15 protein-coding genes, 1 pseudogene and 1 riboswitch are annotated in these 16,671 nt (G+C 73.0%); of the genes and pseudogenes, 3 read left to right on the top strand and 13 right to left on the bottom strand.

Annotated features, from left to right (window positions below; all coding sequences use genetic code 11):
- Window positions 1–2: 2 nt before the first annotated feature.
- Window positions 3–746, top strand: a complete 744-nt coding sequence (locus PCA76_RS12205) for an amino acid ABC transporter ATP-binding protein (protein ID WP_272617660.1) — start codon at window positions 3–5, stop codon at window positions 744–746.
- Between the two features lie 7 nt (window positions 747–753).
- Here PCA76_RS12205 and ribH read toward each other — a convergent pair whose 3' ends face one another.
- The 7 genes from ribH to rpe form a co-directional block, all read right to left on the bottom strand.
- The gene (gene ribH / locus PCA76_RS12200; protein ID WP_272619337.1) at window positions 754–1,254 is read right to left on the bottom strand and encodes a 6,7-dimethyl-8-ribityllumazine synthase; all 501 of its coding nucleotides are present in this window, start codon (window positions 1,252–1,254) and stop codon (window positions 754–756) included.
- Window positions 1,255–1,256: 2 nt separating this feature from the next.
- Entirely contained in the window at window positions 1,257–2,522 is a 1,266-nt protein-coding gene (locus PCA76_RS12195) for a bifunctional 3,4-dihydroxy-2-butanone-4-phosphate synthase/GTP cyclohydrolase II (RefSeq protein ID WP_272617658.1), read from the bottom strand.
- Complete coding sequence (pnuC, locus tag PCA76_RS12190) at window positions 2,519–3,205, bottom strand: nicotinamide riboside transporter PnuC (protein WP_272617656.1); 687 nt, start codon at window positions 3,203–3,205, stop codon at window positions 2,519–2,521. The genes PCA76_RS12195 and pnuC overlap by 4 nt, the downstream gene beginning before the upstream one ends.
- Entirely contained in the window at window positions 3,205–3,849 is a 645-nt protein-coding gene (locus tag PCA76_RS12185; protein WP_272617654.1) for a riboflavin synthase, read from the bottom strand. The genes pnuC and PCA76_RS12185 overlap by 1 nt, the downstream gene beginning before the upstream one ends.
- Before the next feature lies 1 nt (window position 3,850).
- Entirely contained in the window at window positions 3,851–4,912 is a 1,062-nt protein-coding gene (gene ribD, locus PCA76_RS12180; protein WP_272617652.1) for a bifunctional diaminohydroxyphosphoribosylaminopyrimidine deaminase/5-amino-6-(5-phosphoribosylamino)uracil reductase RibD, read from the bottom strand.
- Between the two features lie 166 nt (window positions 4,913–5,078).
- A riboswitch (FMN riboswitch) is annotated at window positions 5,079–5,249 on the bottom strand.
- Between the two features lie 78 nt (window positions 5,250–5,327).
- A complete protein-coding gene (locus tag PCA76_RS12175) occupies window positions 5,328–6,284 on the bottom strand; it encodes a GGDEF domain-containing response regulator (RefSeq protein ID WP_272617650.1) in 957 nt (318 codons plus the stop codon).
- Between the two features lies 1 nt (window position 6,285).
- Window positions 6,286–6,966 carry a ribulose-phosphate 3-epimerase gene (gene rpe, locus PCA76_RS12170; RefSeq protein WP_272617648.1) on the bottom strand — a complete coding sequence of 227 codons (681 nt, stop codon included), beginning with the start codon at window positions 6,964–6,966 and terminating at the stop codon, window positions 6,286–6,288.
- A 254-nt stretch (window positions 6,967–7,220) separates the two neighbouring features.
- Here rpe and PCA76_RS12165 point away from each other — a divergent pair, with 254 nt between their 5' ends.
- Both PCA76_RS12165 and PCA76_RS12160 read left to right on the top strand, forming a co-directional pair.
- On the top strand, window positions 7,221–8,111 hold the full coding sequence (locus PCA76_RS12165; RefSeq protein ID WP_272617645.1) for a septum formation family protein: 891 nt from the start codon (window positions 7,221–7,223) through the stop codon (window positions 8,109–8,111).
- Window positions 8,112–8,194: 83 nt separating this feature from the next.
- Window positions 8,195–9,091, top strand: a complete 897-nt coding sequence (locus tag PCA76_RS12160) for a septum formation family protein (protein ID WP_272619335.1) — start codon at window positions 8,195–8,197, stop codon at window positions 9,089–9,091.
- 48 nt (window positions 9,092–9,139) lie between these two features.
- Here the strand turns inward: PCA76_RS12160 and PCA76_RS12155 are convergent, their stop codons facing one another.
- From PCA76_RS12155 to PCA76_RS12130, 6 genes and pseudogenes are all read right to left on the bottom strand, one after another.
- Window positions 9,140–10,618 carry an RsmB/NOP family class I SAM-dependent RNA methyltransferase gene (locus PCA76_RS12155; RefSeq protein WP_442930257.1) on the bottom strand — a complete coding sequence of 493 codons (1,479 nt, stop codon included), beginning with the start codon at window positions 10,616–10,618 and terminating at the stop codon, window positions 9,140–9,142.
- Complete coding sequence (fmt, locus tag PCA76_RS12150; RefSeq protein ID WP_272617642.1) at window positions 10,573–11,499, bottom strand: methionyl-tRNA formyltransferase; 927 nt, start codon at window positions 11,497–11,499, stop codon at window positions 10,573–10,575. Before fmt ends, PCA76_RS12155 begins: the two co-directional genes overlap by 46 nt.
- 5 nt (window positions 11,500–11,504) lie before the next feature.
- Window positions 11,505–12,062: a peptide deformylase gene (gene def / locus PCA76_RS12145; RefSeq protein WP_272617640.1), complete on the bottom strand. Its 558-nt coding sequence runs from the start codon at window positions 12,060–12,062 to the stop codon at window positions 11,505–11,507.
- A gap of 46 nt (window positions 12,063–12,108) precedes the next feature.
- Window positions 12,109–13,377: a cytochrome P450 gene (locus PCA76_RS12140; protein WP_272617638.1), complete on the bottom strand. Its 1,269-nt coding sequence runs from the start codon at window positions 13,375–13,377 to the stop codon at window positions 12,109–12,111.
- 133 nt (window positions 13,378–13,510) lie between these two features.
- Window positions 13,511–14,494 (bottom strand): AAA family ATPase, encoded by a 984-nt coding sequence (locus PCA76_RS12135; protein WP_272617636.1) that lies wholly within the window; start codon window positions 14,492–14,494, stop codon window positions 13,511–13,513.
- A gap of 252 nt (window positions 14,495–14,746) precedes the next feature.
- Window positions 14,747–16,662 (bottom strand): annotated as a pseudogene (locus tag PCA76_RS12130) (primosomal protein N').
- Window positions 16,663–16,671 lie beyond the last annotated feature (9 nt).

Genomic DNA, 16,671 nt, shown 5'->3' with positions numbered 1-16,671 from the left:
CCATGGCTCTGCTGCGCTGCCGTGGCCTGCGCAAGGAGTTCGCCGGCCACGTCGTGCTCGACCACCTCGATCTGACCGTCGCCGAACACCGGGTGGTGGCGCTGATCGGTGCGTCCGGGTCCGGCAAGTCCACCCTGCTGCGGTGTGTGAACCTGCTGGAGGAACTCGACGACGGCACCATCGAGTTGGACGGGGAGGACATCTCCGATCCCCGTGTGGACCCGGACCGGGTCCGTCGGCGGATCGGCATGGTGTTCCAGGCGTACAACCTCTTCCCGCACCTGAGCGTGTTGGAGAACATCACCCTCGCGCCCCGCCGCGTACACCGGCGGGCCCGGGCGGAGGCCGAGGCCCAGGCCCGGGAGCTGCTCGACCGGGTGGGGCTCGGCGCCAAGGCGGACGCCTACCCGGACAGGCTCTCCGGCGGGCAGCAACAGCGGGTGGCGATCGTCCGGGCGCTGGCGAACTCACCTCGACTGATGCTGCTCGACGAGGTCACCTCCGCGCTGGACCCGGAACTCGTCGGTGAGGTGCTGGCGATGATCCGGGACCTGAAGGCCGATGGCATGACCATGGTGCTGGCCACCCACGAGATGGGCTTCGCCCGGGAGGTCGCCGACGAGGTCTGCTTCCTCGACGCGGGTCGGGTCATCGAGAGCGGCCCGCCGGAGCAGGTGCTCGGCGAACCGACCCAGCCTCGTACCCGGCAGTTCCTGCACCGGATCATCGAGGCGGGTCGGCTGTGAGGAAACCTCAGCCGCCGAAGCCGACCCGCTGCACGTTTGCGGCGGCCACACGTCGGATGGCCAGCGCGGCGTCGAGCGCGGCGACGGTGGCGGACCAGCCCTTGTCCTCCGCCGAGCCGGGCAGACCGGCGCGGTCCCGGGCCTGCTCGATGGTCTCCACGGTGAGCACTCCGTGCGCCACCGGCTTGCCCTCGTCCAGCGCCACCCGGGTCAACCCGTCGGTGACCGAGCGGCAGACGTAGTCGAAGTGGGCGGTGGAACCGCGGACGACCACGCCGAGGGCGACCACCACGTCGCAGCGACGCGCGAGGGCCTGGGCGACCACCGGCAACTCGACCGAGCCGGCGACCCGGGCGACCACGGAGCGAGCCCCGCACGCCTCGACGGCCGCCACCGCACGCTCCAGCATGTGGTCGGTCAACTCACCGTGCCACCGGGCGGCGACAACCCCGACGGTCAGCCCCGCGGCGTCCACCGCGTCCACTCCCGGCTCACCGAAACCCGCCATCGTCATGCTCCGATCTCGTCGTTGGCGACCGGACGCCCCAGCGGCGCCTCGGACACCTCGTCCAACTCGTCCAGCAGGTGACCCATCCGGTCCCGCTTGGTGCGGAGGTAGCGCAGGTTCTCCGGGTGCGCGCCGGCCGGCAACCCCTCCCGGCCCGTGATGGTCAACCCGTACCCCTCCAGCCCGGCCCGCTTGGCCGGGTTGTTGGTCAGCAGCCGCATCGAGCGCACGCCCAGGTCGTAGAGGATCTGCGCGCCGGTGCCGTAGTCGCGGGCGTCGGCCGGCAGGCCCAGGTCGAGGTTGGCGTCGACGGTGTCGCGGCCCAGGTCCTGCAACTGGTACGCCTGAAGCTTGTGCAGCAGCCCGATGCCGCGGCCCTCGTGTCCGCGTACGTAGAGCACGACGCCCCGGCCCTCCTTCGCGACCCGGGCCAGCGCGGCGTCCAGCTGCGGTCCACAGTCGCAGCGCAGGGAGCCGAAAACGTCCCCGGTGAGGCACTCGGAGTGCACCCGGACCAGCACGTCCTGGCCGTCGCCGAGGTCGCCCAGCACCATCGCGATGTGTTCGGCGGGGTCGTGCTCGGCGCGGTAGCCCAGCGCCCGGAACACCCCGTGCCGCGTCGGCATCCGGGCGTCGGCGACCAGCTCGACCTGCTTCTCGGTCCGCCGCCGGTAGGCGATCAGGTCGGCGATGGTGATCAGCGTGAGACCGTGCTCGGCGCAGAACTTCTCCAGGTCCGGCAACCGCATCATGGTGCCGTCGTCGTTGATCAGCTCGCAGAGCACGCCCGCCGGGCGCAACCCGGCCAGCCGGGTCAGGTCCACCGACGCCTCGGTGTGCCCCGGTCGGCGCAGCACCCCGCCCTCCCGAGCACGCAGCGGCACCACGTGCCCGGGCCGCGCCAGGTCGGTCGGGTCGGTGTCGGCGCCCGCGAGCAACCGGATGGTGTGGGCGCGGTCGGCCGCGGAGATGCCGGTGCTGATCCCCTCCCGGGCGTCCACGGTCACCGTGTACGCGGTGCCGCGCCGGTCCTGGTTGGTGTGGTGCATCGGCGGCAGGTCGAGCCGGTCGGCCTCGCTCTCGGTCAACGGCACGCAGACGTATCCGGACGTGTAGCGGACCATGAACGCCAGCAGTTCCGGGGTGGCCAGCTCGGCCGCGAAGATCAGGTCGCCCTCGTTCTCCCGGTTCGCGTCGTCGACCACGACGACCGGCCGACCGGCCGCGATCTCCGCGACCGCCTGCTCAATACTCCCAAAGCTGGTCACGCGACGGCCTCCGTGTAGATGGGCGTGAGGGGGGCCGGCCGGGTGGCGCGCGACGTGCGCCACCAGGCGGCGAAGCCCCAGGCGCAGAGGGCGCCGTAGATCAGGTACATGACCGCCGACGGGTAGAACCCGCCGCGCAGCAGCAGCGGTACGCCGACCGCGTCGACCGCGATCCAGAGCAGCCAGAAGTCCACCCAACCGCGAGCCATGCCGTACGTGGCCAGCAGGCTGCCGGTGAGGATCCAGGCGTCGGGGAGCGGACCCCACGAGCCCAGTGCCGCGAGCACCGGGTACGCCGCGGCGGTGCCGACCACGGCGGCCAGCAGGATCACCAGTCGCTCCCGACCGGTGGCCCAACGCGGGACGACCGCCGCCTGCCCAGCGTCGGCGCGACGGTTGCGCTGCCAGCGCCACCAGCCGTAGACGCTGACCGCGAAGAAGAACACCTGTCGGCCGGCCTGCCCGTACAGGTCGTGCTCCTGCGGGGTGGCGAACACCCCGCCGAGGAAGACGGTGAGGAGCAGCGCGTTACCGATCATGCCGACCGGCCAGGCCCAGACCAGCCGGCGCAATCCGAGCAGCGCGGAGACCAGCCCGAACACGTTACCGACGATCTCCCGGGCCAGGACCGGCGAGCCGGCCACGTGCACCTGGGCGTCCAGCAGCCAGCTGAGCGGGCCCATCAGGCCACCCCGCCCGTGCTTGCGGCCACCCCGTGACCGTCGGTGTCGGTGAGCCGGGCGCCGAGCAGCCGCTCGACGTACTTCGCCAGGACGTCGACTTCCAGGTTGACCGGGTCGCCGACACCCTTCGCGCCGAGCGTGGTCAGCTTGAGCGTGGTCGGGATCAGCCCGACGGCGAACTCGTCCGCGCCCACCTCGGCCACGGTCAGCGACACACCGTCGATGGTGATCGAGCCCTTCTCCACCACGTAGCGGGACAGGGCGGCGGGCAACCGGAACCGGACGGTCTCCCACTGCTCGGCCGGCTCCCGGGAGATCAGCTCGCCGACCCCGTCCACGTGGCCCTGCACCAGGTGCCCGCCGAGGCGGCTGCCGAGCGCGGCGGCCCGCTCCAGGTTGACCGGGTCACCGGGGCGCAGCGCGCCCAGCGCGGAGCGTCGCAGCGTCTCCCCCATCACGTCGGCGGTGAAGACCCCGTCGGCCACCTCCACGACGGTCAGGCAGACGCCGTTGACCGCGATGGAGTCGCCGTGCCGGGCGTCGGACGTGACCAGCGGACCGCGTACGCCGAGCAGCGCGGAATCGCCCGCCGTCGGCGCAACCCGGACGATCTCGCCCAACTCCTCGATAATGCCGGTGAACATGTCAGCCCTCCCTTTTGCGGGGCAAAGCGGTGATCCGGAGATCCGGACCGATCTGCGTAACGTCGACGAACTCCAGATCGATGGCCTCAGCGATGGTGGTCACTCCCGCGTCGACCAGGGCGGTCGGGCCGGCGCCGAGCAACCGGGGCGCGACGTACCCGACGATCTTGTCGACCAGGCCGGCTTCCAGGAACGCGCCGGCCAGCCGGGGGCCGCCCTCCAGCAGCACCGCGCGGACCCCGCGCTGGTGCAGCGCCGCGAGCAGCGCCGGCAGGTCGACCCGGCCGTCCGGGCCGGCGCCGACCTCGTCGGCGGTCGCGATCCACGTCTGTGCGGCGCCGTCGCGGACCTGGGCGTCAGCCGGGGTACGCCCCGAGCTGTCCACCACCACCCGCAGCGGCTGCCGGATGGCCAGGCTGCCGTCGCGCAGGTTGCGGGCGGTCAGCCGGGGGTCGTCGGCGAGCACGGTGCCCACCCCGGCGAGCACCGCGTCGACCGTGCCGCGCAACGCGTGCACGTCGATCCGGGCCGCCTCCGAGGTGATCCACATGCTGGTGCCGTCCGCCGCGGCGGAGCGCCCGTCGAGCGTGGCGGCGTACTTCCAGATCACGTACGGCCAGCCCCGGCGCATCGAGGTCAGCCAGGCGACGTTGCCGGCCTCGGCCTCCTCGCCGCGTACCCCCAGGTCGACCCGGACCCCGGCGGCGCGCAGGGTGGCGGCGCCGCCGGAAGCGACCGGGTTGGGATCGGATACGGCGATGACCACCCGGTCCACCCCGGCCTGGACGAGCGCGGAACTGCAGGGGCCGGTGCGCCCGGTGTGGTTGCACGGTTCGAGGGTGACGATGGCGGTGCCACCCTTGGCCCGTTGCCCGGCCTGTGCCAGGGCGACGATCTCGGCGTGCGGGCCGCCGGCGTACGCGTGGAAGCCCTCACCGACGACCTGGCCAGCCTCATCGAGCAGCACGCAACCGACCACCGGGTTGGGGCTGGTGGTGCCGAGCCCGCGCGCCGCCAACTCGATCGCACGCCGCATCGCCTCATCGACGGAGACGCTGGCCATCGCCCTGCCCCTGCCTCTCACTCGCCGGTCCGCGCGCGGGCGGTCAGGGAGGCTGCGGCCATGGGGCCACGGGCAGGCGGAGGCGGATTCCGGGAACGGCACAGCCGCCCCGGGGGGCTCGGCACGGCACGCTGAAGCCAGCGGCCGGCTCGGACCCGTCCGTCCCGCGCGCTGTCTCCCATCCGGACTGTCTGGGCGCGGACGAACCGCCCCCAACCGTCGGCCCCGGATTTTCACCAGGTCCACCGGGCGGCAGAGCCGTCCGGGTCGCGGGCTGACCACGGTTGGACCGTGGATCACCGCCGGTTCGGAATTTCACCGAGTCCCGCCAGCGCGTGGTGGGTATACCGGCAGTCTTACACGCCGATCCGTGTGCGCCGCCACCTAGGCGAGCTACTTCACAGCGTTATCACGCTCAGGTGACGCCGCGGCGCCGGTCCACGGCCACGTACGAGCCCGGTTGACTCTTGGCCACCGTCTTCATCTCCGAGGCCATCGCAATCGCCTCGAGGGGGTCGGTGAACCGCTTGCCGGCGTCGGACAGGGAGACCCCGATGGAGAGCGTGACCAGGGCGGCGCGACGGATGGTGCCGCGCCGGTCCTTCAGCTCGACGAAGCCACGCTCACGGTCGGTCGGGTCGTAGAGCGTGTCGGCGGCGTTCTCGAAATCGACCACCGCCTGGGAGGTCAGCGGACGAACCTGGTCCGGGGCGCAGACGATGACGAAGTCGTCGCCGCCGACGTGGCCGAGGAAGGCCGGTGGCAGGCCCACCGCCACCACCGCCCGGTGCAGGCTGCGGGCCAGCGTGGAGATGAAGTCGTCGCCGCGGACGAAGCCGTACCGGTCGTTGACGCTCTTGAACCGGTCGATGTCGACGTAGCCGACCGCGTAGTCCACGCCGTGCCGGACCCGATCGCTGATCTCCCGACGGATCCGGCTGTTGCCGGGCAGCCCGGTCAACGGGGAGACCTCCCGGAACTCCTTGTTCCGGCGCAGCGTGGACGAGACCCGGGCCACCAGCTCGGCGGTGTCGAACGGTTTCACCAGGTAGTCGTCGGCGCCGGCGCTGAGCCCGTGGACCTTGTCCACGGTCATCCCCTTGGCGGTCAGCATGATCACCGGCAGGGCGGAGGTCATCGGGTCGGCGCGCAGCCGCCGGGTCAGCTCCAGCCCGTCGATCCGGGGCATCATGAGGTCGACCACCGCGAGGTCCGGCCGCTGGCGCTCGATGACCTCCAGTGCCTCCTGGCCGTCGCTGGCGTGGATCACCTCGAAGCCGTGCAGCCGCAGGTTGAACTCGACGAAACGAGCGATGTCCTCGTCGTCGTCGACGACGAGGATGATGTCCTTACGATCGCCGTCGGGGTCCACCTCAGGCCTCGGGCGCCGCGCGTTCCGCCAGTGCCCGCAGGTGCCGTACCGCCTCCGCCGGGTCGGCAGCGCCGTACACGGCGGTGCCGGCCACGAACGCGTCGGCGCCCGCGGCGGCCGCCTGCTCGATGGTGTCGGCGGCGATCCCGCCGTCCACCTCGATGCGCAGCTCCAGGTGCCCGGCCGAGACGTGCCGGCGGGCGGTGCGCACCTTGTCCAGCAACTGCGGGACGAACCGCTGCCCACCGAACCCGGCCTTGATCGTCATGATCAGCAGGGTGTCGAAGCTGGGCAGCAGGTCCAGGTACGGCTCGATCGGGGTGTCCCGGTCGATGGCCAGGCCAGCCTTCGCGCCGGCCGAGCGCAGGTCCTTGGCCAACGCCACCGGGTCGTCGGACGCCTCCGCGTGGAAGGTGACGTTGTACGCCCCCGCGTCGGCGTAACCGGGGGCCCACCGGCGCGGATCCTCGATCATCAGGTGCACGTCGAACGGCATCGCGGTGACAGCCCGCAGGCTCTGCACCACGGGCAGCCCAATGGTCAGGTTCGGCACGAAATGGTTGTCCATCACATCGACGTGCAACCAGTCCGCGGCGTCCTCGACGGCACGGACCTCTTCGGCGAGGCGGGAGAAATCGGCGGCCAGGATGCTCGGCGCGACGATCGGCGGCGGTACGGTCACGGGGCCAGTGTACGAACGTGGCCACCCGCCACCAGCATCGCGGCACCCACGGGGACGCGTTGTGATCCAGCAGTGACCAATGGTGCAGAATTGGACGCTCCGGACCCCTTAATCCGGACGAACAGACATCAGTGGCTGGCCGATCGACCGAAACGCGACGACACTCCAAGCGGGACGGTGCCATAGGCTGCACGCCCGCCGGGTTCTCGCCGCGGGACGCGGTGACCGGCCGCCAGCTCCCGGAAGGGCGGACAATGCGACGGTGGCTTCCAGCGCTGGTGTTGGCCGGCGTCACAACGGTGTTGCTGGCCGGCTGCACGCCGGCGCGCGGCGCGGACGGTGATCTCACCGACGACTGGCCGGCGCTGCGGGTCCCGACGCCGTTCGCCCCGGCCACCGACAGCTGCCTGCCCCGCATCACCGCGGTCGTGCAGGCCGGCACATACGAGACGGTGGACTGCGCACGCAACCACCTGGCCGAGACCATCCACGTCGGCACCTTCGTCGGGCCTGACGTGCTGACCGAGACCCGGCCAGGGCCCGGCGGGTCGGCGCTGCGCACCGCCCGCGCCGAGTGCGACCAGCGAGCCCGGGAGGTGCTGGGCGGTGACTGGCACACAGCCCGACTCACCCTGTCCCTCGCGCTGCCCTCCGCACCCGCCTGGGCCGGCGGCGCGCGCTGGTTCCGCTGCGACCTCAGCGAGACCGGCAGCATCGACAACACGCGCCCGGTGAACCGCACCGGCAGCCTGCGCGGCGCGTTGATCGGCGACAGCCCACTGGCCCACCGCTGCTTCGACCCCAAGCTCATCGGCGACAACCTCAACTACATGGCGCCGGTGCTCTGCACCGAGCCGCACCGCGCCGAGTTCGTGGGCGTCTACACGGAAAGCGACATGAGCTGGGCGGCGTTCAGCAACTCCGCGGAGCAGGCGCACAAACGCTGCATGGCGTTGATCGCCGAGTACGCGGCCGTGCCGAACAACAGCGACCTGCCGTACCGGGCCGGGTCCATCTACTACCCACCGTCGCAACGGGAGTGGGAGGAGGGTGACCGTGGAGTGCGCTGTTTCCTGTGGAGCGACGACCGCAAACTGACCCGCTCGATGCGCGGCGCCGGCCCGGAGGGACTACCCGCGATCTGAACATCGGTGCCGTATGCTGCTGCGCCGTGGCGCTACCGACCGGCGAGGTCCGGCTGGAGGCCACCAGCGGCGGGAGGTCGGGGATGCGACGGTGGTTGGCGGCGTTCGCCGGGGGCGCGGCCCTGGCCCTGGCCCTGGCGCTGGCCGGGTGCGGCACACCCGCCGGAGTCGACCGTGACCTCATCGACGACTGGCCGGCGCCCGTCACGGCGCAGCAGTTCGTTCCCGCCGCCGACGTCTGCCACCAGACCTCCCAGCAGGTCGGCTTCCTGACCGGCTACAACCCGACGGCGTGCACCGAGTCGCACCGGGTCGAGACCGTGCACGTCGGCACACTCACCGGCCCGGGCGCCGAGGGCGGCACAGCCCCGCAGCCCGGCTCGGTAGGCATGCGGGCCGCTCAGGCCGCGTGCGACACGGAGGTCAACAAGGCGGTGGGCGCCGACTGGCGTTCCGGGCGACTCGGCCTGACCGTCGTGCTGCCGTCGCCTCAGGCCTGGGCGGGCGGGGCCCGCTGGTACCGCTGCGACGTCACCGAGATCGCCAGCATCGACGACACCGCCGTCGATCTGCGCACCGGCAGCCTCCGGGGTGCGCTGACCGGTGCGTCGCCGCTGGCGTACCGCTGCTTCAACCCGAAGCTGGTCAAGGACGACATCGACGAGATGGTGCCGGTCGCCTGCACCGCCAAGCACCACGCCGAGTTCGTCGGGGTCTGGCAGGCTCCGGACGTCAGTTACGCCGAGTTCTCCCGCACCATCACGCGGACCCACCGGGCCTGCCAGACGATGATCGCCAAGTACGCCAAGGTGCCGGACAACTCCCAGCTCGACTTCCGTGCCGGGACGATCTATTACCAGCCGTACGAGGAGGAGTGGAAGAACGGCAACCGTGGCGTGCAGTGCTTCCTCTGGATCTCCGACCGGAACCTGACCCGTTCGATGAAGAACGCCGGCACCAAGGGCCTCCCGGTCACCTGATCGCCTCCGCATCCGGCCGGTCGCAGGACCGGCCGGATGCGGGTCCCGTCAGCCTCGCCGCAGGACGGCGAGGAACATCGCGTCGGTGCCGTGCCGGTGTGGCCACAGCTGGACGGTCGGCCCGTCGCCCAGACCGGGCATGCCGGCCGGCAGCAGCGGACGGGCGTCCACGAAGTCCACCGGAACCCCGCTACGGCGGGCCGCCTCGGTCACCGTCACGTGCGTCTCGACGGTGTGCGGCGAGCAGGTGACATAGGCGACCAGACCACCCGGGCGGACCGCCCGCAGCGCCGCGCCGAGCAACTCCCGTTGCAGCCGGGTCAGCGGCGGCAGGTCGGACGGTTGGCGGCGCCAACGCGACTCCGGCCGGCGCCGCAGCGAGCCCAACCCCGTGCACGGGGCGTCCACCAGCACCCGGTCGAAGTGCTGCTCCGGCAGCTTCGGGTCGGCGCCGACCTCACGGCCGTCCATGGTCAGCACGGCCACCGGCAGGCCCCGGGTCGCCTGTGAGACCAACCGGGCCCGGTGTTCGGCCACCTCCACCGCCGTCACCCGGGCACCACGTTGCGCGGCCAGCGCGCCCAGCAACCCGGCCTTGCCACCCGGGCCGGCGCACAGGTCCAGCCAACGCCCGTCCGGGCCGTCCAACGGCGCGTCGGCGAGTGCGGTGGCCACCAACTGGGAGCCCTCGTCCTGCACGTGGGCACGGCCGTCGACCACCGCCGGGATGTCGCCCGGCGCGCCGCCGGGCAGATAGACGGCGTACGGCGAGAAGGCGCCGGGCGCCCCGCCGACCTGGTCGGCCAGCTCGACCGGGTCGATCAGCCCGGGCCGGGCGCACAGGTGCACCGGCGGGCGCTCGTTGTCCTCGATCAGGAGGCGGGCCGTCTCACCCAGATCGCCGTCGAGAGCCTCGGAGAAGGCCCGCACGATCCACTGCGGATGGCTGTACGCCAGGGACAGGTGCCCGACCGGGTCGGTCTCCATCGGTGGGGCGAGCTTCGCCACCCAGGCGTCCGAGTCACGGGTGGACACCTCGCGCAGCACCGCGTTGGCGAAGCCGGTGGCGCCCGGCGCGACCGAGCGGACCAGGTCCACCGTCGACGAGACCGCGGCGTGCGCCGGCACCCGGGTGTGCAGCAGTTGGTACGCCCCGAGCCGCAGCGCGTCGCGTACCGGCGGGTCGATCCGGGCCACGTCCCGGCCGGCCGCGTCGGTCAGGATCGCGTCCAACGTGCCCAGGTGACGCAGGGTGCCGTAGGTCAGCTCGGTGGCGAAGGCGGCGTCCCGGCCGAACAGCCCCTCCTCCCGCAGGATGATGGGCAGCACCAGGTTGGCGAACGCGTCGTCGCGGTGCACCGCGGCCACCGCCTCGTACGCCGCGCGGCGCGGTCGGTCCATCGGTGGCCGGACCGGACGACGGTCCCCGCCACGATCGGTCCACGAGCCGGAGCGCGTCGGGCGCGTACCCTCCGGGGCCGTCACGCGAAGTCCTCGCCGGTGCCGACGCGAACGCCGCGCGCCCAGTCGGTCGCGCCCATGGCCCGCTTGCCCGCGGCACGGACCTCGCCGAGCCGCACCGGCACGGTCGCCGTGCCGGCCAGCACCCGCGACTTCTCCACCAGCAACTCCCCCGGTTTCAACTGTGGGCCGTCGGGCGCCGGCACCACCGGGCCGAGCTTCACCCGCTCGCCCCGGAACGTGGTCCAACTGCCCGGCGCCGGGGTGCAGGCGCGGATCCGGCGGTCCACGGCGAAGACCGGGTCATTCCAACGCACCCGGGCGTCGTCCACCGTGAGCTTCGGCGCCAGCGACACCCCGTCGGCGGGCTGCGGCTCAGCCCTGGCGGTGCCGTCGGCGATCGCGTCGAGCACCGCCACCAGCAACCCGGCACCGGAATCGGCGAGTCGCTCCAGCAGGTCACCGGAGGTGTCGGCAGCGCGGATCTCATCGGTCAGGGTGCCGAAGACCGGGCCGGTGTCCAGACCCTCCTCCAGGTGGAAGACGCTGGCCCCGGTCAGCTCGTCACCGTGCAGCACGGCGTGCTGCACGGGCGCGGCGCCGCGCCACGCGGGCAGCAGCGAGAAGTGCAGGTTGACCCAGCCGTACCGGGGGATCTCCAGGGCAGCCGGCGGCACCAGCGCGCCGTAGGCCACCACCGGCACGCAGTCCGGCGCGAGTTCGCGCAGCCGGTCGAGGAACTCGGGGTCGCGGGGGCGGGCCGGCGTGAGCACCTCGACGCCGTGCTCGTCGGCCCACTCGCCGACCGGGGAGCGGGACAGACCGCGCCCGCGCCCGGCGGGTGCGTCGGGCCGGGTGACCACGGCGGCCAGCTCGTGCCGGGAGGCGGCGACGGCGGCCAGGGCGGGAACGGCGACAGCCGGCGTACCGGCGAAGATCACGCGCATCCGGGTCACCGCCCCAGACCGAAGGGGTCGCTGATGTGCGGGCTGAGCTTGACCGTCGGCGGGGCTCCCGCGTCGTACCACTCGGCCTGGCGGATCGCCTTCATGGCTTCCTTGCGCCCCTCCGAATCCAACCGGTCCAGGAAGAGCACCCCGTCGAGGTGGTCGGTCTCGTGCTGCACGCAGCGCGCCATCAGGCCGGTGCCGACGATCTGCATCGGGTCACCGAAGGAGCTGAAGCCCTTGGCGATGACGTTCTGCCGACGCTTCGTGTCGAAGTAGAGCCCAGGAATCGACAGGCAGCCCTCCGGGCCGTCCTGCTCCTCCTCGTCGGGAAACTCGAGCACCGGGTTGATCAGGTGCCCGAGCACGTCGTCGACGTCGAAGGTGAACACCCGCAGGCTCACACCGAGTTGCGGCGCGGCCAGGCCGGCGCCGTTCTGCTCACGCATCGTGTCGGTGAGGTCGGCGACGAGCCGACGCAGCTCGGCGTCGAAGTTGACCACCGGATCGGCCGGCGTGCGCAGCACCGGATCCCCAAAAAGACGGATGGGCTGGACGGTCACGCGGGACGGCTCCTTCTACAGGTGGGACGAGCGGTGCCGTACCAGTCTACGGAGTGCCCGACTGCGCGCCGGCCGGCGTACCTCGATCGGCCGCCGCCGGTGTGCCCAGCGTCACCGGAACTCTCTCGTAGCCACGCAGGGTGAGCCGGGTGCGGTGCCGGGGCACCTCGGCCAGGGCCAGCTCGGGCAGGCGGCGCAGCAGCATCGGGAAGGCCAGCTGCGCCTCCAGCCGGGCCAGGCCGGCGCCGAGGCAGTAGTGCGGACCGGCGCCGAAGGAGAGCGGGTGCGCCTGGTCACGTGTCGGGTCGAAGCGCTGCGGGTCGGGGAACCGCCGCGGGTCCCGGTTGGCCGCGCCGAGCAGCAGCAACGTCGTGCTGCCAACCGGCAGGTCGAGCCCGCCGCAGCGCACCGGCGCGGTGCTGGTCCGGGTGGTCAACTGCACCGGGGAGTCGAAACGCAGCAGCTCCTCGACGTACGCCGGGACGAGGTCGGGGTCGGCACGCAGTGCGGCGGCGGCCTCGGGGTGACCCAGCAGCACGACAAGCCCGTTGCCGAGCAGGTTGGTGGTGGTCTCGAAACCGGCGACCAGCAGCACCACCAGGTTGGCCAGCAGCTCGTCGCCGGTGAGCCGGTCGCCGTCGGCGTCGTGCACCTGGACCAGCGCCGTGGTCAGGTCGTCGGCCGGTGCGCGACGCCGGGCGACGACCAGGTCGACGAAGTAGTCGCGCAGCTCGGTGGCGCCGGCATCGGCGACGGCCAACTCCTCGGCAGTGATCTCCGGTTCCAGCACCCCGGTCAGGTCACCGGCCCAGCGGCGGAACAGCGGCCGGTCGGCCGCCGGCACGCCGAGCAGCGCGCAGATCACACCCACCGGCAGCGGGTACGCGAAGTCGTCCAGCACGTCGACCGGCTCACCGTCGGAGGCCCGGGCCACCATCGCGTCGAGCAGTTCCTCGGCCTGGGCGCGCACCACGTCGCGCATCCCGGCGACCCGGCGCGGGCTGAACGCACCGGAGGCGAGCCGACGCATCCGGCTGTGATCGGGCGGGTTGGTCCGCAGCATGGACCGGGCGATGGACGACACCGCGGGGCTCTCCCGCCAGTTCGGCCAGACCTGATCCCGCAGCGCGTCGTCCAGCACCCCGAGGCGGGGGTCGCGCAGCAGCTCGTCGACCTCCGGATAGCCGGTCACCACGTAGAGGCCCGGCATGGCCTGCACCACCGGCCCGTGCGCGCGCAGAATCTCGTACGTCGGGTACGGGTCGATGCGCCCCTGCGGCGACATGAGCAGTGTGAGCGCCTCGGCAGCGTCCATGGTCGGCCTCCCCGTCGATGCGTCGGAGGCTCCATCATCCCGGTGCCGGCCGATCCCGGCAGCCCTCATGGCGGGCAGCGGAGGCGGGCCGGGGCCCCACGCCGGGTTCAGACCGGCGCGGGGAACGAACCCGTCAGGCGCCGACGCCCGGGTCCCCGGCGAGCACCGCGTCGCCGCGGACCAGCGCGGGTTCGGGCAGCGGCAGGCGGATCTTGTGGGCCGCCTCCCAGTCGTAGACCAGGCCGGGGCGCACCTGGGCGGCGAAGTAGTCGATCGCGGTCATCCCACCCACCACCGGCTCGTCGACCTCGGCGACCAGTTGGGCGGGGACCAGGGAGAAGCCGCTCTGCAGGGCCGCGCTGAGCCGCCGGTGACCGTCGACGACGAAGAAGTATTCGCCGGTGAACCCGATCTTCAACGGCTCCAGCGACTCGACGCCGGCCTCGGCCACGCTGCCGACGAAATCGGTGTCCCACAGACCGCGCAGGGTGGCGATGTCCTCGGTCGGGTAGACCCGGGCCGGGTCCAGCAGCAGCAGCGGCGGCCCGTCGCGCAGCACCTCGGCGCCGAGCGTGCCCTCGTACGCGGCGATGATCTGCTCGATCACCTCGGAGGCGGAGGCCCTGGTGGTGTCACAGATCAGGTCGTAGTTGCGCAGTCGGGCCTTGTCCACCCCGTAGCGGATGATGAACCGGCTGCGCTCGCTCGCGCTGCGCTCACGGAGCTTGTCCGTGGCCTCCTCCAGGGAGGCGTAGCTCTCCGCCGGCCCGGAGGGGCGGGCGAGCACCCGGCGGGCCGCCTCGCCCGGCTCGGTGATCATGTGCACCTTCAGCGCGTCGGTGAAGAAGTGCCAGGCCAGCCGAGAGTCCATGATCAGGGGCTCACCGGAGGCGGCGATGTCCCGCTGGAGCTGGTCGACGTAGCCGTCGACGGCCTGGTCGAGCTCGGCGTGCAGGTTGAGCTGCAGAGCGGTCATCTGCCGCTGCTGCGCCATCTCCCGGTAGAGATCACCCACGCTGACCCGGCGCATCCCGAGCCGCTTGGCGATCTCCACCGACACGGTGCTCTTGCCGCTGCCGAGGTCGCCGTTGAAGACGATCGATTGTCGAACGGTCACGACTGGTCCACCCCTGATAACCGGCTGTTTGACATCATCGACATCGCGTCCGACGCGTTCCCGCCACCGTCGCGCCATACAGCGGACTTCAGCTCGGCCCGCCCGTCTGACGCGGTGCCGTGACCTGAGGCCGTCGTACGCCCGAGCATGACGGGCGATGCTACCACCCTGACTCCAGCGCTTTGCCGGACGCGGTGTGCGAGGCCACCGCCGCGGGCCAGGGCAGCCAGGTGTCGGCACCAGCCGAAACAGTCAGAACAGGCTCAACGGATCGACCTGGAGACGGACCGGGTCGGCGGCCTTACGGGCAGCGCGAGCGCCCGCGGCCGAGTGCAGCGCCTCGGCGAGCGCGGCAGCCCGGGCCCGGGGCACCCGGACCAGCATCCGTTCCCGCCCCTCCTCGGCCGGCACCGGCCCGAGCACCTCGGCGTCGTCGGGCAGCCGGGCCGCGGCGAGCAGGTCCGCCACCGCCGTGGCCGGACCGGTGAGGCTCGCCATCCGTACGGCCGGCGGGAAGCCAAGCTCCCGGCGCTCGGCCAACTCCCGGCCGGCGAACCAGGCGGCGTCCCACCGCAGCAGCGCCTGCACCGGAGCGAGCGCGCCGTCGGCGACCACCACCACCCGGCCCGACGGTGCCGGACGGGCCAGGGCCGCCGCCGCCAGCCAGCGGCGCAGCGCCTCCTCGCCGGCCCGCAGGTCGGCCCGGGTCAGCAGGGCCCACGAGTCGAGCAGCAGCACCGCGCCGTAGCCGCCCTCGGCCACCGGCTCGGCACCGGGCGTGGCCACCACCAGGGCCGCACCGCCGGGCACGTCGGTCAGCACCTCCTCACGCCCCGAGGTGCGCACCGGCACGCCGGGGAACGCTCGGCCCAGCTCCTCGGCGGTGCGCCGGGCGCCGGTCACCGCGGCCCGCAGCCGCCGCCCACCGCACTGCGGGCAGGCGTACGCGGCGGCCACCCGAGCGCACCACCGGCAGGCCGGGGTGCCGCCGGCCGAGGGCAGCGCGAGTGGGCCTGCGCAGTGCTCGCACCGTGCCGGGGTGCGGCACTGGTCGCAGGAGATCGACGGCAGGTAGCCGCGTCGGGGCACCTGCACCAGCACCGGCAGGTCCTGCCGGATGGCGTCGCGGGCAGCCGTCCAGGCCAGGCTGGGCAGCCGGGCGGTGGCGGCCCCGGGGTCGCGGGCCAGTTGTGGGTCGTCGCCGGTCGGCGCGATGGCCGGGATTCGAGCCCGCACGGTCGCCCGGTCGGCCACCACCTCCCGAGCCCAGCCGGTCTCCAGCAGCAGCTGTGCCTCGGCGGTGCGGGCGTACCCGCCGACCAGCGCGCCCGCCTCGGCGAGCTGGACACGGGTGAGCAGCACGTCGCGGGCGTGCGGGTAGGGAGCCCGGGGCTCGGAGTGCAGGTCGTCGCCGTCGTCCCAGACGGCGACCAGGCCGAGCCGGTCCACCGGGGCGAACATCGCCGCCCGGGTACCGATCACCACAGGCACCTGCCCACGGCGGGCGGCGAGGAACGCCCGGTAGCGGCGGGCCGGCCCGAGCGCGGCGGAGAGGCTGACATGCCGCCCCGGCCCGAGCACGGCGGTGAGCGCGGCGTCCAGCCGGTCGAGGTCTCGAGCGTCGGGCACCACGACCACCGCGCCGCGCCCGCCGGCGACGGTGGCGGCCACCGCGTCGGCGTAGCGCGCCGCCCAGTCCTCGCCGGGCAGCGCCGACCAGACCGCGCGGGGGCCCGACCGTCGGTGAGCGCGCGCAGCAGCGCCGGGCCGGTCGGGTAGTCCCGCCACCCGCGCGGGTCGACCGCCTCGGCCTCGGCGGTGGCCGCTGGGCTGGGCTGGTCCTCGCGGGGTTCCTTCTCCACCCGCGCGTGCCGGGGCGGCACGGCGAGCCGGAGCACGTCGGCGAGGCTGCCCGCGTACCGGTCGGCGACCGCCCGGGCCAACCGGGCGACCTCGGGCGCCAGCACCGGCTCCGGCGAGACCACCTTCTCCAGGTACGCGAGGCGGCCGGTGTGCCCGGAGTCGTCGGCGCGGGACAGCAACCACCCGTCGACGAGCTGACCGGCGAAGCGCACCTTCACCCGGGTTCCGGGCACCGCCACCTCGTCCAGCTCCGCCGGCACCAGGTAGTCGAACGGCCGGTCCAGGTGCGCCAGCGGGACATCCACGCAGACGCG

Source organism: Micromonospora sp. LH3U1 (assembly GCF_028475105.1).
Classification (GTDB): Bacteria; Actinomycetota; Actinomycetes; order Mycobacteriales; family Micromonosporaceae; genus Micromonospora.
Note: the sequence above shows the minus strand (reverse complement) of the source record. Positions and strands in the feature narration are given on the sequence as shown.

Excerpts from the sequence above, each read along its gene's own strand:
- pnuC (WP_272617656.1), bottom strand. The coding sequence starts at position 3,205 with ATGGGCCCGCTCAGCTGGCTGCTGGACGCCCAGGTGCACGTGGCCGGC.
- PCA76_RS12140 (WP_272617638.1), bottom strand. The coding sequence starts at position 13,377 with ATGGACGCTGCCGAGGCGCTCACACTGCTCATGTCGCCGCAGGGGCGC.
- ribH (WP_272619337.1), bottom strand. The coding sequence starts at position 1,254 with ATGGCGGGTTTCGGTGAGCCGGGAGTGGACGCGGTGGACGCCGCGGGG.
- ribD (WP_272617652.1), bottom strand. The coding sequence starts at position 4,912 with ATGGCCAGCGTCTCCGTCGATGAGGCGATGCGGCGTGCGATCGAGTTG.
- fmt (WP_272617642.1), bottom strand. The coding sequence starts at position 11,499 with ATGCGCGTGATCTTCGCCGGTACGCCGGCTGTCGCCGTTCCCGCCCTG.
- PCA76_RS12205 (WP_272617660.1), top strand. The coding sequence starts at position 3 with ATGGCTCTGCTGCGCTGCCGTGGCCTGCGCAAGGAGTTCGCCGGCCAC.
- PCA76_RS12185 (WP_272617654.1), bottom strand. The coding sequence starts at position 3,849 with ATGTTCACCGGCATTATCGAGGAGTTGGGCGAGATCGTCCGGGTTGCG.
- PCA76_RS12165 (WP_272617645.1), top strand. The coding sequence starts at position 7,221 with ATGCGACGGTGGCTTCCAGCGCTGGTGTTGGCCGGCGTCACAACGGTG.
- PCA76_RS12160 (WP_272619335.1), top strand. The coding sequence starts at position 8,195 with ATGCGACGGTGGTTGGCGGCGTTCGCCGGGGGCGCGGCCCTGGCCCTG.